The organism is Pseudochrobactrum sp. XF203, assembly GCF_020341615.1.
Taxonomy (GTDB): domain Bacteria; phylum Pseudomonadota; class Alphaproteobacteria; order Rhizobiales; family Rhizobiaceae; genus Pseudochrobactrum; species Pseudochrobactrum saccharolyticum.
On the sequence record NZ_CP084392.1, the window covers coordinates 3,095,496 to 3,110,000 of the forward strand.

General features: G+C 56.3%; 8 protein-coding genes, 1 tRNA gene and 2 rRNA genes (1 of these 11 cut by a window edge). 6 read left to right on the plus strand and 5 right to left on the minus strand.

The window, feature by feature from the left end:
* The first annotated feature begins 43 nt into the window (after positions 1 to 43).
* From LDL70_RS14155 to LDL70_RS14175, 5 genes are all read left to right on the plus strand, one after another.
* Positions 44 to 4,846, plus strand: coding sequence for a DUF3883 domain-containing protein (locus LDL70_RS14155; RefSeq protein ID WP_225685335.1), 4,803 nt, complete (start codon positions 44 to 46; stop codon positions 4,844 to 4,846).
* Positions 4,847 to 4,848: 2 nt separating this feature from the next.
* The gene (locus LDL70_RS14160; protein ID WP_225685336.1) at positions 4,849 to 6,567 is read left to right on the plus strand and encodes a UvrD-helicase domain-containing protein; all 1,719 of its coding nucleotides are present in this window, start codon (positions 4,849 to 4,851) and stop codon (positions 6,565 to 6,567) included.
* Positions 6,568 to 6,582: 15 nt separating this feature from the next.
* The gene (locus tag LDL70_RS14165) at positions 6,583 to 8,178 is read left to right on the plus strand and encodes a hypothetical protein (RefSeq protein ID WP_225685337.1); all 1,596 of its coding nucleotides are present in this window, start codon (positions 6,583 to 6,585) and stop codon (positions 8,176 to 8,178) included.
* Positions 8,179 to 8,203: 25 nt separating this feature from the next.
* Positions 8,204 to 8,704, plus strand: a complete 501-nt coding sequence (locus LDL70_RS14170; protein ID WP_225685338.1) for a hypothetical protein — start codon at positions 8,204 to 8,206, stop codon at positions 8,702 to 8,704.
* Positions 8,705 to 8,936: 232 nt separating this feature from the next.
* Positions 8,937 to 10,481, plus strand: a complete 1,545-nt coding sequence (locus tag LDL70_RS14175; RefSeq protein WP_225685339.1) for a hypothetical protein — start codon at positions 8,937 to 8,939, stop codon at positions 10,479 to 10,481.
* A gap of 125 nt (positions 10,482 to 10,606) precedes the next feature.
* On the opposite strand, the gene LDL70_RS18015 is transcribed toward LDL70_RS14175, so the two are convergent.
* Positions 10,607 to 10,741 (minus strand): hypothetical protein, encoded by a 135-nt coding sequence (locus LDL70_RS18015; RefSeq protein ID WP_255618274.1) that lies wholly within the window; start codon positions 10,739 to 10,741, stop codon positions 10,607 to 10,609.
* A 291-nt stretch (positions 10,742 to 11,032) separates the two neighbouring features.
* Positions 11,033 to 12,031, minus strand: coding sequence for a diguanylate cyclase domain-containing protein (locus LDL70_RS14180; protein WP_225685340.1), 999 nt, complete (start codon positions 12,029 to 12,031; stop codon positions 11,033 to 11,035).
* A 311-nt stretch (positions 12,032 to 12,342) separates the two neighbouring features.
* Between LDL70_RS14180 and LDL70_RS14185 the strand changes: the two genes are divergently transcribed.
* Positions 12,343 to 12,855, plus strand: a complete 513-nt coding sequence (locus LDL70_RS14185; RefSeq protein WP_225685341.1) for a methylated-DNA--[protein]-cysteine S-methyltransferase — start codon at positions 12,343 to 12,345, stop codon at positions 12,853 to 12,855.
* Positions 12,856 to 13,359: 504 nt separating this feature from the next.
* Here the strand turns inward: LDL70_RS14185 and LDL70_RS14190 are convergent.
* The 3 genes from LDL70_RS14190 to LDL70_RS14200 all read right to left on the minus strand — a co-directional run.
* Positions 13,360 to 13,436: transfer RNA gene (locus LDL70_RS14190), tRNA-Met, on the minus strand.
* 79 nt (positions 13,437 to 13,515) lie between these two features.
* A 5S ribosomal RNA gene (gene rrf / locus LDL70_RS14195) occupies positions 13,516 to 13,630 on the minus strand.
* A gap of 215 nt (positions 13,631 to 13,845) precedes the next feature.
* A 23S ribosomal RNA gene (locus LDL70_RS14200) occupies positions 13,846 to 14,505 on the minus strand (it continues 2,147 nt past the right edge of the window).

Sequence of the window (14,505 nt, forward strand, 5' to 3'; positions counted from 1 at the left end):
GGAAGGATTTAAGGATGCTGAATACGGAGGGGCACCGGTTACTATGAATCCCATTACCCTTGCGTATGAGGCAGATCTGCTGGGTAATATTCAGCAGGCCTTGGCTGGCCTGCAGGGTTTTGGTGTTATGGCGCTCGAACTCATCCAGAATGCGGACGATGCGGGAGCGGAGAGCCTCGTCTTTGACGTGACCAAATCTGGTCTGTTTGTAAGGAACAGCGCGGAATTTTCGACCTGCGGCCTTCATGAGATTCGCTGCCCTTGGGAGCAGAATGGAGACCCTGACGGCCATAAGCGAGCATGCAACTTCCATGCGATCTCTCGCATGGGTAGCAGAAGCAAGATACGTGTCGCCTCTCAGATCGGGCGTTTCGGGATCGGGTTCGTTTCCGTCTATCAGGTCACCGATGCTCCCATCGTGCGGTCGAGGGGAATCGAGATGCAACTGATTCCCATCGACGGTTCAGGTGAGACGAAGGTGATCCCGCGCAGTGGGGGAACTGAGTTCGAATTGCCGTGGGCCGCTCTGGATTCCGATACTCGCAAGGGCCTCAATGCGTCCCCAACACCGGCAGATGTGGTTCGCCTCGTGGTCGACGCGATCTCAGACGTTATGGCAAGAGGGCTCTTCTTCCTTCGCAACCTGAGGACCATCGAACTCTCCGAGAACGGCATTCTCGAACGCTCTGTAACCATTACCCGCCATGGAGGCGTGGTCGATCTCAAGATTGAACCGGAGGGGAAGCAAGAGAAATGGCAAATCCTGACGCGGGACGCATCTGATCTTGCGGTCGAGAGGCGAATTTTTGACGATTTTCCCACCCTAGTCGAGCTGGATCGCTCACCGATCGTGAGTATCGCGATGCCGGTCCACGACGAATCTGTTGATGGCCTACTCTATGCCTATCTGCCGACGGAACAGACGTCCGGCATGCCACTGCATATCAATGCCGATTTCTTTCCGCACCCCACACGGCGCACGATCACGCTTACCGGAGAGCAGCACGAGAGGTACTGGAACGAACTACTCCTGGACGCGGCCGCCAAGGCGATAGCGGAAAGCTTCGATGAGGTGCGGGATCTCATCGGCCCGCGCCGGCTATGGTCCTTGGTAGGCACCGCGTTCGCCTTGAAGGACAAGGCCTCGTTCCAATCCTTCTGGCTGGAGATACAGGTCGCCGCGAAGGCATCGCATAGCGTGCTGACGGTGGACGAACAGATGGCGCTGCCAAGCGACTGCCATCTCCCTGAGCAGCTTTCTGCCGAAGCTCAGGCCGCCCTCGCGTCAATTGAACTGAAACTCCTCCATCCAGACCTTCGCCCTTATTGGTCGGTTTTCCAGGCCCTCTCTGCATCGCCCTTGCGTCTGCCAGCTCTGATTTCCGCGCTTGAAGTCAAAAAGATCACCGCAGAAGATGCCAATCTGCAGGACCTATGGGCTGCTGTTGATGCGATCTTGGCGCAATCGAAGGCGCGCCAAGATCTTCCGGCCCTGGTCAACCGGTTGAAGGCCATCAAGTTCATTCTGGACCATGATGGCGCGCTGGCGTCGATCGACGACATCTATCGCCCGCCTGTGGGGATCGCGACAGCGCGGATTCATCGGTTCTTGCCGGGAACGCCTATGGTCCAGCGCGAGGTACTTGCGTTCGAGGCGCTCGCAGCGTTGATCGACGTGTATCGCTTCGACGAGTTTGCTCGGGACCTTGCAGCTGCAATCCCTGATGAAGATAGGGCGAGCGCGGTGATCGGTCTCGGCGATGAGGGCCAGCGCGAACTCTACGATCTTTTGCCCGCGTTCATACCCGATGGAGTCACCGCAGCGTCCTGCTCCAAGCTTGCGGCCACCCCCTTCCTGCGGACAGGTTCCGGGTTTGTCGCGCCTTCGCGCGGCCAACTGCCAGGCGGTTTCGTAGATCCGGTCGGCTATTTCGAACTTGTCGACACAAGTTTGATGTCGGACAGCGTACAGGCCTTTGCGCGGGACTGGCTGCGCGTCGACGTGCTCACCTTTCAAGCATATGTCGACGATCATCTCGAGGACATCCTCAAGGGAGAGCCGACCCGGGAACAATATGTTGCACTCCTGAACGAGATTCTGAAGCATCGCGCTGAACTGGACGCGGGAGGTGGCCTACGGTCGCTAGCGGGCCTTTCCTTTGTCCGTACTCGGGCTGGGACCTATGTCCGACCCACTGAGTGTTATTTTTGGTCGGCGCAGATCGACGCGCTGCTCGGCGGCGAGGAGCGATATTTCGTAGATGAGAACTGGATGCCGGCAGGACAGGCAGCGGCGCGTTTCCAGGACGTTCTGGAAAGCCCACTCGGCATGCGCCGCACGGTGTCCATCGAACATCTGGTTTCACGCATCGATGCGATAGCCACCACCGGCACCATCGATCAGATTGCAGACCGGACGCAGCCGATCGTCCGCCACATTTTGGAGCGCTTTGCTCGCCTGACTGTTGAGGAGCGAACCGCGCTCGAAAGGCTCAGGTCGATCTCCTGGCTGCCTGCGGCTATCAGCGGAGAGCGGGTCGAGGGAAAGCGCTTCGGCCCCACGGGCCTCTATCGATCGTTCCGCGCCGCAGGCTACGCGTCGCAGGTGAATGTTGTCGATCTACCGATCCTACGGGGCGGCGGGCAAGCTAGTCGTTCGCTTGTCGACTTTCTCGACTTCCTCGGAATGAAGGCGGAGCCTCCAACGGAGACCGTCGTCGCCCATCTCGAACACTGCATGGCGAACGGCAGCCCTGCGTCCGATGTCGTCTACGCCATGCTGAGCGAGCGCCTCGCGGGGGACGACGCCACGTCCATAGACAGGCTCTCCGGAACTGCGTTCATCTACGATCCCGAGCTGGACGAATATCTTCGTGCAGATCAGATCTTTTGGGAGCCCACCTATTTCCGTGGCTATTGGCATGCCCCAAGCCCGCGAATGCGGTTGCGTGAGGGGCTCTATCGTCATCTCGGCGTCGAAGACGCTCCGACCGCTTCAAGTTACGTCACTCTCCTGAAGAGCATCGCCACAAAGGCGAGCATCGACGAGCTCGACGAAGACGTGCATCGGCGATGCCTTGCTTGGCTCGCTAACGCACTCGAGCGGGAAGACCAGGGCGCTCTTGCCGAGCTTCGGACAGTCGGTGAAGAGCCCGTTCTGCTAAACCTCAACGGCGCGACGATCTGGGCCGATGAAGCTGCGTGGCTGGATTCGCCGATCCTTGTCGAACCTTTCGCCGGCGCCCTCGACGAGAGACTCGTGTCGCCGCCCGCGGTCTCGCGGGTTGCAGCGACGCGGCTCTATCGGGAACTCGGTGTCGCCAGGTTCTCTGATATCGGACGCCTCGCACTGGCCGAGATCCCGGACGGGGTTTCAGCGCTGGCGGCGACGGAGCGCCTGCGGACGCGCGGCGATCTCCTGCTTTGGCTGGCACCGAATGTGGAGTTTCGCGATCGGTTGCGGAGCATTTTGAGCCGCATCGAAGTGCAGACGGTTGAGCGACTGCGGGTCCATGTCGAGATTGTCGAGTTTGATCCCCCGGTCCGCTCTCCTGTGAGCCAAGCCGACGCCTATTTCGACGTGGAGACCTCACTGCTCTTCGTCCGGGCCGCGCCGGGAGAGAGTTTTGACTGGTCCGCTGCTTTCAAGGCGATCTTCGCGCCGTTGGAGCAGCTCACCATCGGGGTGGATTTGCCGCCGGTAATCATGACGGCGGCGTACATTGTAACTATTCCGACTAGGGCTGACGCCGAACGGGCGCTCAAGAATGCGAACTACCATCCACCCGAGGCCCCCTACGAAGATCTGCCCGAGACCGAGGATTTGCACGATTCCGAGGACGAACACGCCGCTGAAACGGTCGCGGGCGACGAGGAGGTGTCCATCGGCGGAGGTGGTGCCGACGACGAAGCGATCAACGGGCGGGCGGCTGGTGATGATCACGACGATGCCTCTGACGATCTATCGCTAGAGGGCGACGAGGCTGAGACCGACGTTGAAGGAGTCGACGCCGACGTCGATGCGACCGGTCATGGAACGAGTGCGGACGAACAATCAGGGGAGAGCGAGAGAGCCGAAGATACTACCTTCTCATCCAAAGCCGACAGCGGCGAGTTCGGAGCTGAAACCGGCGAACCCACCGAAGGCGGAGTATCCGGTGGCGGCGGCTGGGGGTCGAGATCGCGCAGCCGGCCAGGGCCTTCAAGGGCCGAACGACAGGAGCGACGATCTCGCCTGCTTTCCTATGCGAACGCGACGCCCCGAGAGGGAGCATCCGGTGATCAGTATGCTTCGGGCGAAGATATTGGCTCGCTGATCGATGTCGCGGCGATCGAAGCGGTCCTCAAATATGAGAGGCGAGCTGGGCGTGAGCCCATCGAGCAGCCGCATAATAATCCGGGCTTCGACATCGTGTCAGCTGTCGCGGACGGTACGCCGCGTCGCCTAATCGAAGTGAAGGGCCTTGAGGGTGAATGGACGGAGCGCGGCGTGAAGTTATCGCACATACAGTTCGCGACAGCCCAGACCTATCCGGACGAATATTGGCTTTACGTAGTGGAACATGCGCGCGACCTGAAAAACCAGCGGGTAAGCGCAATCGCCAACCCGTTCTCAAAGGTCGTAGAATACTGGTTCGACCATGGATGGAAGGGCGTGATCGAAGAGGTCGGGGCGGCCGCCGACCTCAATCTGGAAGTGGGTGTCAAGCTGAGGCATGCCGTGTGGGGCATCGGCACCATCGAACAGGTCAATCGTCGCGGAATTGCGATCTCACTCTTGATGAATTTCGGTGACGAGGGGCGCAAGCTGATCCCGTTCAATTCCAGCTTAGAATTCGTGGAGTGACGATGGCGATCTGTATTCCACCGCTGGATGCATTGACGGAATCCTCTGCCGAGAGGAAGCTCTATGAGGCGCTCCGATCGGGACTTGGCGACGACTTTCTCGTGCTTCATTCGGTTAAGTGGATCGCGAAACCCCGAGGGGCGGGCCCGCGCGATGGGGAGGTGGACTTCCTCATCTGCCACCCGAAGCACGGCCTTCTGATCGTCGAGGTGAAAGGCGGAGGCGTGATTCTCGACTACGCTACGCGTCGTTTCGCATCGATCGATCGACATGGCGACGAGCACGAGATCACGAACCCGTTCGAACAGGCGATGAGGGGTAAGTTCGCGATCCTTGAGAAGCTTAAGGAAAGCCCGTTCTGGCAGAAGTTGGGCTTGGGCCGCATCCCGCTCGGGCATGCCGCCTTCTTTCCGGATGTGGACGGGGTTGGTGGCCTCGTAGGCCCTGACGCACCTCTCGATATCATCGGCGGTCGCCAAGACATTACTTTAATATCGCAGTGGGTCGATAGGGCTTTTACCTACTGGGCAGGTCCCGGCGGTCAGGGCGGACTGTCCGAGCTTGGCGCAGGCGGTGTCGCGACAGTGCAGCGTATATTAGCTCGCGTATCGACAACCCGACCCTTGGTATCGGCGCGACTAGTCCAGGAGGAGCAGACCCGGATCGAGCTAACGGAACGACAAGCGGCGATCCTTGACCTTCTGTCTCGGCAGCGGCGTGTCATGGTTGCGGGCGGCGCGGGAACAGGTAAGACATTAATCGCTCGCGAAAAGGCGGTGCGCGCGGCCGAGGAAGGCCTCAAGACCCTTCTTGTCTGCTATAATCGCGGGCTTGCCGACCATCTGCGCGAGCAGTGCGAGGGCATTGAGGGACTCGACGTCGCCACCTTCCACCAGCTTTGTAAGCGCTGGATCGATAAGGCGAAGTCCGAGTTGGGCCGCGACCTGATGGCTGAGGCGCGACGCGACTATCCCGGCGGAACGGAGTTCGACCATCACCAGCCGATAGCCCTCGCATTCGCGATCGACGCGTTCGGACCGAATTATGATGCGATCGTTGTCGATGAAGCACAGGACTTTGGCGATGAGTTCTGGCTGCCGATCGAGATGATGCTTTCCGATCATACCGATGGCTTACTTTACGTATTTTTGGACGAGAACCAGAATATTTACGGGCGCTCGGCCGCGATTCCTATCAAAGGCGAGCCGATGCTGCTCGATAAAAATTGCCGAAACACGATGACCATTCATGCTGCCGCGTATCGATACTATAGGGGTGCTAGAATCGAGGCTCCAAAGATCACCGGTACGGAAATTGAGCTTCTGACCGCACCCGACATCGATCGGCAAGCGCGCGCAATTTCTGGTCTTGTCACGCGCTTGGTTGCTGTCGAAGGCGTGGCACCCCACGACATTGGCATCCTGCTTTGCGACGGGCGTGCCCGCTCGTCATTCGAGCGGGCGTTGGCGGCAACGACAATCCCAAAAAGCTCTCGATGGGGTCATCTCGAAGGATATGGACCGGGTTCAATCACAGTGGACAGCGTAGCAAAGTTCAAGGGGCTCGAGCGCGCAATTATAATACTGTGGGGACTGGATGCGTCTGATCCAGTTGTTGACCGAGAGACCCTATATGTTGGTATGTCGCGAGCGAAATCGATGTTGTTTCTGTGTGGAACGGTCGCAGCATGTGGTCGTGTACTTGATACTGGGGTGGCCTAAGAGGGCGGACTGCACATGGAGAGCGAATTAGATCCCGACCGCATTGGCCGCATCGGCGAACGGCAGTTCGAAGTGCTCTGCGAGCGCGCGGGCCTTTATTGCAACAAGAGCGCCGTCGACGTGATGGGCTGGGATTTCATCGTAGAGTTCGCGATGGGGCTAGCCGGTCAGGCACTACCTCTCGATCAACGCCCCACCAACGCAGCACGGGTGCAGTTGAAGTCCACACTCGGCCGCACCGGCAATCGTATCCGCCTCAGTCTGTCCGCCATCGATCGCCTTGCCAAGGACCCTCGGCCGGCGCTCATCGTCGTATTTCGGTTGCGAGCCGACGGCGAACTCCAATCCGCTTATCTCGTCCATCTTATCGGGAATGAGCTCGCGCGTGTTCTCAGGCGATTGAGACTAGCGGAGGCCCGCAAGGCTCACGATATCAACCACACCGATATTAGCTACGACTACGAGAAAGTCGGGGTACGCTTCGAGCCGACCCCCGCCGGCTTATTGGCAGCCCTGACTGCTGCCTGCGGGCAAAATCCCGGTGCCTATACAATCGAGAAGCAACGACAGCTCGCCGAACTTGGCTATGAAAACGGCCAGTTCGAGGCCGAGGCACTCATCCAGATCGAGGGTCCGGAGCATTTCAGCAATCTGTTGCTCGGCCTCGCGCCCTTGAAGCCGCATAGACTCCGCGTGTTCGACAGCCGGTTCGGCATACGTCTGCCCTACCAAGGTACGCTGTTCGACGACATCGAAGAGCTGCGCCTTACGCCTCCTACTCTAGGTTCTTGTGAGATTTCGATCCGCGGACCCAACTTCGGACAAGCGGCGCGGTTCGACGGCGAAATGTTCATCGGGCCGCCGATGGCGGAGCCTCATGGAGCAGAGCTTCTCATCCGCACCCAGGACTTCATCATCCGGCTAACACCACCGGCCATCAAGTTCGAGAGCGTCGGCTCGATCGACGACATGGAGCATTCCCTGGAGGAGTGGGCGGAGTTGCTTCGCGCTCTCACACTCATGGCGACGGGGCGAGCGACCCTGACGATCGCCGGAAATAACCGCATCCCGTCGATTACCTTCCCGGTCGACCAACCCATCACCGGACCGTACCTTGAGGAGATTCCGCTGATCTCCGCATTCTTGGACGGATGGCTTCAGCTTCTCACGAATGCAGGCCTTCGTTCGACCGCTAGATTCAAGTTCGATGCGTTTTGGGAGGCCCATGAAGCACGCATGGCGGTGGACATCCTGCTCAAGCCACAATCCGACGCCCGCTTCGAATTCCAGACTCTTGAGATTGAAGAGTCGTCGGCGCCGCCTGAGGGCCTGTATTTCAACAGCACCTCCTTCGCTGGCACCAGTATAACCTTCAGCGCGAAGGTCTTCTTTAAGATGACCGACGATCCGGAATGGCGGTACAGATCGACAGGCTTCGAAGCGCTCGATGTTAGACCAGAGGTCGACGACCTTGAAGAATATGGAATGGATCAGGCGACGGCCTGCGATCTGAAACTCCTCATCGACCCGCGGAACATCACATTGACGCCTCGGACGGATACCCCTGAAAAGCCGACACCGTCCTCCAGCACTAGGTATGAGAGACGATAGCGGCTGGCTAAAGAACGGACACCAAATGAGTATGCAATGGCTATTGGCAAAAGCGCCGGGATTTCAGGCGCTACCCGAAGCAGATCGCGGCGCGATCTTCAACTTCACCTTCCTGTGGAGCCTGTTCGAGGCCCAGGTCATGGGCAATTTCGCGCGCGCCGACCTAATCTGCGCAAAAATCGACGAATGGCGAGATAGCGGCACGCTCGATGCCGACCAATATGGCGCCGAGCTGGCCTATTTTCAGCATCGCTACTACGCCAACGGCGGCTTCACGCACCACTATCCGCACCTCCATCTGCGCCCGGCAGACCAGCCCGGTATCGTCCAGTCGGTCCTCGATGGAAGCAACACCGCTCCGCGCGATCGGCTCCTCACGGTGATGATGATCGTCTGGCGTTTCCGAAACAATCTTTTCCATGGCGAGAAGTGGGCGTACCAGCTTCAAGGTCAGCTCTCGAACTTTACGCATGCCAATGCCGCCTTAATGCGTCTTCTTGAGCAACATGGGCAGTTGGCAAACTGACGGCACAAATTCCAGGCGGCTTCCGCTAGAACGGATCGGCCGCATAGACCCGTCGCTCGTCTGCCTACCAATGGCTACATACTAAGTAATGCCGTCATGCTAAGCTGATCGTGCTGCCCAGAGACCGTTTACGGTTTTTTCTTGTTAGGACTGGGACGACTTCACTACGATATGGTGCCGCACTTGCTTCTGACTTAGCCTAATCTGTGGATATGCATTTGAGGGACACTCGTTGACGGTTACGCTCGAAGAGGAGCTCCTCACCCATCTCGATTCCGCCATCCCGGAAGGCGAGACCAAGGCCCGCAACATCGACGTCGTGGCCTTCTTCAACGGCTTCGGCTCGTCGACCTGGCCGACGCTCGAGGAGACCGGTCAGCATTTCGGCGGCATCACCCGCGAACGCACACGTCAGATTATCGCTGCGAACTACCGCGATCGTGTCGGTGCCGAGGACTTGCCTGAACTGCGCGCCTGCGCCGAACGGATCTCGGCCTTCGGCATCTGGTTCGCCTCCGATCTCGCGGAACTTCTGGTCGACGAAGGCTGGGCCGACGAGGACGCTAACATCCTGGGCGTGCTGAACATGATGCAGGGTCTCGGCCTCTGCACCCAGTACGGCCTCTACGACGGCCGCATCACTTCCCTGACCCGTTCCAAGCTCGACGAGGTCGAGGACTATCTGATCCTCGACGGCGAGAGCGTCAAACTCCTCAAGGCCGCGGTCAAGGAGACGCGGCGCATCCCGGGCCTCGTCGGCTTGGCGGACGTCGCGCATCTCTCGCAAATCGATGTCGAGCTCGAGACGCTGCTTGCAGTCATCCGCCTCCATCCCGAGGCTTGGGTCGGCGAATCGGGCGGCATCACGCGCTACTGCTTCGAGGATCGCGAGAACGTCCTCGTCAACATGTCCGCGAAGGTCTTCTCCGTCTTCGACAAGGTCGAGATTTCCCGCCTCTCCGCGACACTCGCCAATGCACTGCGCCGGCGTTCGACAAACCTGTCCTATCCCGACCAAGCAGCCATCGAGCAATACATCCGGGGCTCAAAATTCTTCCAGTGCGGCAAGCGCATGGCCAGATTCGAGGGCGAGACCACCGAGCTGACAGATATCGAGACCGACATCGTCGACTTCCTCGACGAAAACGGCCCGTCCGATTTCGTCACGGTACGCGCGCATCTTGTGTCGCTCGGATACGGCATCCCTCTTTTCATAAAGACGATCGGCGCGAACGCGTTGGTGAACGTCGACCGGTCCGCCGGACGCAAGCAGTTCGTCTACAGCCTCGTCGGCCGACCCAGGCCGTTGGAACGCCAGCCCGTGGACGACGCGCCCACCGACGACGACCGCTATTCCCGCTTCGCGGCGCGCCTCCAGAGAATCGGCGCAATCGGCAGCACGGATGCCGACGTGCAGAGCACGCGCCGCCGCGAGCAATCGATTCTGTCCAAATACCTCTTCGAAGGCCGCAAGACGCACCGCTGCGCAATCTGCGGCGAGGAGCACGACGTCGCCTCCCTCGTCACGGCGCACAAGAAGAAGCGATCCCTCTGCAACGAGCGCGAACGTCTCGACCCACATATCGTCATGCCGCTCTGCGTGTTCGGCTGCGACCATCTCTACGAGCGCGGCTTGCTTCAAATCTTTGGCGGGCGAGTGACCGGCGATGCGTCGAAGGCAACAGGTGCGGCGACCAAGGCATTCATCGACAGGATTGCCGGGAAGCGTGTTTCGAAGGAATGGCTCCAAGGCGGCGACAGCTACTTCCAGCGGTAAGGCTCTACTCCAGATCGGGCACTTCGCCGTGCTGCCATAGCACCTCGGGCTGGCCGAATTCGCCCTCGTCCGGGTTGGCCGGCATAGCTCCGCGACATCAGCTTTGCCCGGGCGACGGCATCATCCTAGCTCGGCATCTGCTGCGCTTCGAATGCCGGCCTCAGGTCGCCGTCCTGGCCCCGCTCGAACGCGGCAAGAACGATGAGCGTGGTGTTCTTGCCCCGTTGCTGCTGCCCCATCAACTGTTGAACGCGGCGCATCGTGATCGCTCCAATCGGGACTCCTGCGCGATCCCGTGATCAGAACATATAGGAAACGCTGAGCAATCTCTATGCCCCGCGTTGCCCCAAAGACGATCACGTCTAGGCTTATTTTGGAGGGTTATAGAGGGCTATGGAGTAGATATAGTTCTCATCGCTATCCCGCATGGCCCGCCAATTAATTCTATTAAATCAATTAATTATTGAATGATAGTTTCATTTTAATTGGCTTAACTTACACTATCTGCTGACCATTATCAGACAAGAACCCGATTTGTAGCGCAAAGAAGATCACATTGAAATGCGGACTCCGCAGCTTCCCATATTCGTGTTATAACAACGATAAGTGGCCTTTCCTGCCGCTTTAGCCGCATATAAAGCCGTATCTGCATTAACAAAGACGTCCGGTACTGAATCACCAACTATTCTTGCGATGCCAATTGACGCTCCGAGCTTCAGCAATTGCTTTTCGAATATGAACGGCTCGCTCAAACAATCAATAATGCGCTGTGCAAATTTTTGAACAGCTCTTATGTCCTGAATTTCAGTAGTGATAATGGCAAACTCATCACCACCAATTCTGAATATCTCTTTATAAGAATGATTAATCGATTTTAGTCGATTACTTATTTCTTTCAGACATTCATCACCTGCAATATGGCCATATTCATCATTGATCGGCTTGAACCCATCCAAGTCGATTAACAACAGATACCCATGTCCGCTAGCTACTTGATCTCCTTGAATGGCAGATGATAGTTTCAGAAGGAATTGGCTTTTGTTCGCTAAACCAGTCATCTGATCATATTCCGCAAGATACATCATATGATCAAATGACAGTTTTTGATCAGTAATATCTTGTTTCATGCCAAAAATCCGAACAGGTATGTCGTTCTGACACTCAATTGATGCCGTAATACGTATCCAGCGACTCTTACCGCCAAAAGTTATTATTTCAGCTTCCAATGTAAAACCGCTACGCGCAGCAATTGCATCTGAACGTCGCTTCACAAGCTCCGCACGAGAGGCTTCAGTATAACAAGCCAAAGTATGAGACCTATCAAGTCGAGTTCCTCTCGGCAATTCAAACAGATCATAGGTATAATCAGACCAAGTCAATTCCTCAGTAGGTAATGCGCACTCCCAAATACCTATTTGTGCAACGATAGAAGACTGACCATATATCTTTTTGTAGTGTGAAAATGTTTGAGCTTGCTCTTTTATCAGCTTCTCTTTTTCAGCCAACTCTTGCTTTAAACGCTTGATTTCTTTCTGAAGCTGGCTCGGCATAAAAAGTCCTACTGCTTGTTACAGCTGAAATTATAAATAATCATAACTTCTAAATTATTAAACTCCAAACAACATACTTCAGCATGAACCTATCTAGGTCACGCACTACAAAGGCATGTGAAGTAAGTTACCGTGAATCGGTGACATTGCGAAGAAGAGCACGACACGTAAATAGATGACATTAACGTGCTTATAGCGGCAGAAGAAGTTTTACCTTTATTTCCATCGCTTGCTGGCGCTGCACCATCAAACATAAAGTGGTAGATTGTTACCGCTTTATGCATTCAAAATATTCAAGCGGAACAATGCTCATGCCGGTATGTTTTTATTCAGGTTGTATTCAGACGCCTATCGGTGAGCTAACCGTTATTGTGAATGATCAGGGCGCGGTTATGCGCCTTGATTTTGAGAATGACAGCCGCGTTCATCCGGCCAATGCACAAATCCCTGTTACACAGCACGATGATGCGGCTGTAGGCCATGTCGCGGAGCAGATACATCAGTATTTTGCAAGGGAGAGACGTCATTTTGATCTTACACTAGCACCGCTTGGCACACATTTTCTAAAGGCAGCATGGCAGGAGCTTGCAAAAGTGCCTTATGGTACAGTCGTCACCTATGGTGAACTTGCAGAACGTGCCGGTCATCGCGGCTCTGCGCGTGCTTTTGGCCGCGTGAATGCGATTAATCCGATTTCGATTATTGTTCCCTGCCACCGTGTTATCGGTGCCAATGGTCAGTTAACAGGCTTTAGCGGCGGTCTAGCCAAGAAAGAGGCACTATTGCGTCTGGAAGGCAGCCTTTATCAAGAACGCTTACTCTGACAACGTGAGTAACGTTTATAGCTTTCCCACTCAGTCACTTAAGCGACTAAGGTGAGGCTTTATAGCAGAGGCTTACTTATCGACTTTAGGCTGGTACGGTCTGCTGCAAGAGTTTTGCTTGCTAGCACAGCTATTGAATTTCTGATGTATTTTGGGATTTTGTTTTGTTTGCAGGATTTGTGGTTTTGTATCCCGCTTTGTCGGCTTTGCCTCCTTGCGGGCGCCTGACTAGGCTTAAAATCTACGACCCCTTACCAAAAAAATCCCGCTCAAAGAGCGGGCTGTTTGTTTGGTTGCGGGGGCAGGATTTGAACCGTTCGTCGTGCAATTGATATTGTATCACTTGCTTTTCCTCCTCCGCCTTCAGGTTATGAGCGTGATGAGGTGAGAGCGTATAGAAATCGATTGCTTATCGATTTTAGCTCGAACGGGCTGGTCCCGAATGCATTGACACGCCTATAGGAATGGCGTCTGGATCGTGGTTTTAATTGTTTTGAGAGGATTTGGTTGCGGGGGCAGGATTTGAACCTGCGGCCTTCAGGTTATGAGCCTGACGAGCTACCGGGCTGCTCCACCCCGCGCCAGGGTAATTTATGAGCCGGTATTGGAAGTATTGGTTTTATTGACTGTGAGATGTTTTTATTTCTGAGCCTTTTGCAGACCTGGCAGCGACCTACTCTCCCGTGTCTTAAGACAAAGTACCATCGGCGCTGGAGCGTTTCACGGCCGAGTTCGGAATGGGATCGGGTGCAGCCGCTCCGCCATAACCACCAGGTCAGCAAAGGGCACAGAAACAAATAAGAAGCTGGGATTTTCGTGCATTGTTTTCAGTCAGTGGCGCCTCGAACACTCAGTGTTCGCAAGGCCGACTGGCCGTCGCGGTTTGTACCGCGCCCTCTCGGAGCCATTCACGAAGTGAATTAGGCGTGAGAGCAAACAATCCTATCATCGACGACCCTTGGTCGTCGCTGATGGATATTGATAATGAGAACAATCAAGTCGATCGAGCTATTAGTACCGGTCAGCTGCATGCATTACTGCACTTCCACATCCGGCCTATCAACGTGGTGGTCTTCCACGGCTCTGATAGGGAATACTCGTTTTAAGGTTAGTTTCCCGCTTAGATGCCTTCAGCGGTTATCTAGTCCGTATATAGCTACTCTGCTATGCCGTTGGCACGACAACAGATCCACCAGAGATACGTCCATCCCGGTCCTCTCGTACTAGGGACAGATCCTTTCAATATTCCTACACCCACGGCAGATAGGGACCGAACTGTCTCACGACGTTCTGAACCCAACTCACGTACCGCTTTAAATGGCGAACAGCCATACCCTTGGGACCTGCTCCAGCCCCAGGATGCGATGAGTCGACATCGAGGTGCCAAACAACCCCGTCGATATGGACTCTTGGGGGTCATCAGCCTGTTATCCCCGGCGTACCTTTTATCCGTTGAGCGATGGCCCTTCCACACGGGACCACCGGATCACTATGACCGACTTTCGTCTCTGCTCGACTTGTCTGTCTTGCAGTCAGGCGGGCTTATGCCATTGCACTCGACGAACGATTTCCGACCGTTCTGAGCCCACCATCGCGCGCCTCCGTTACTCTTTAGGAGGCGACCGCCCCAGTCAAACTACCCACCATACA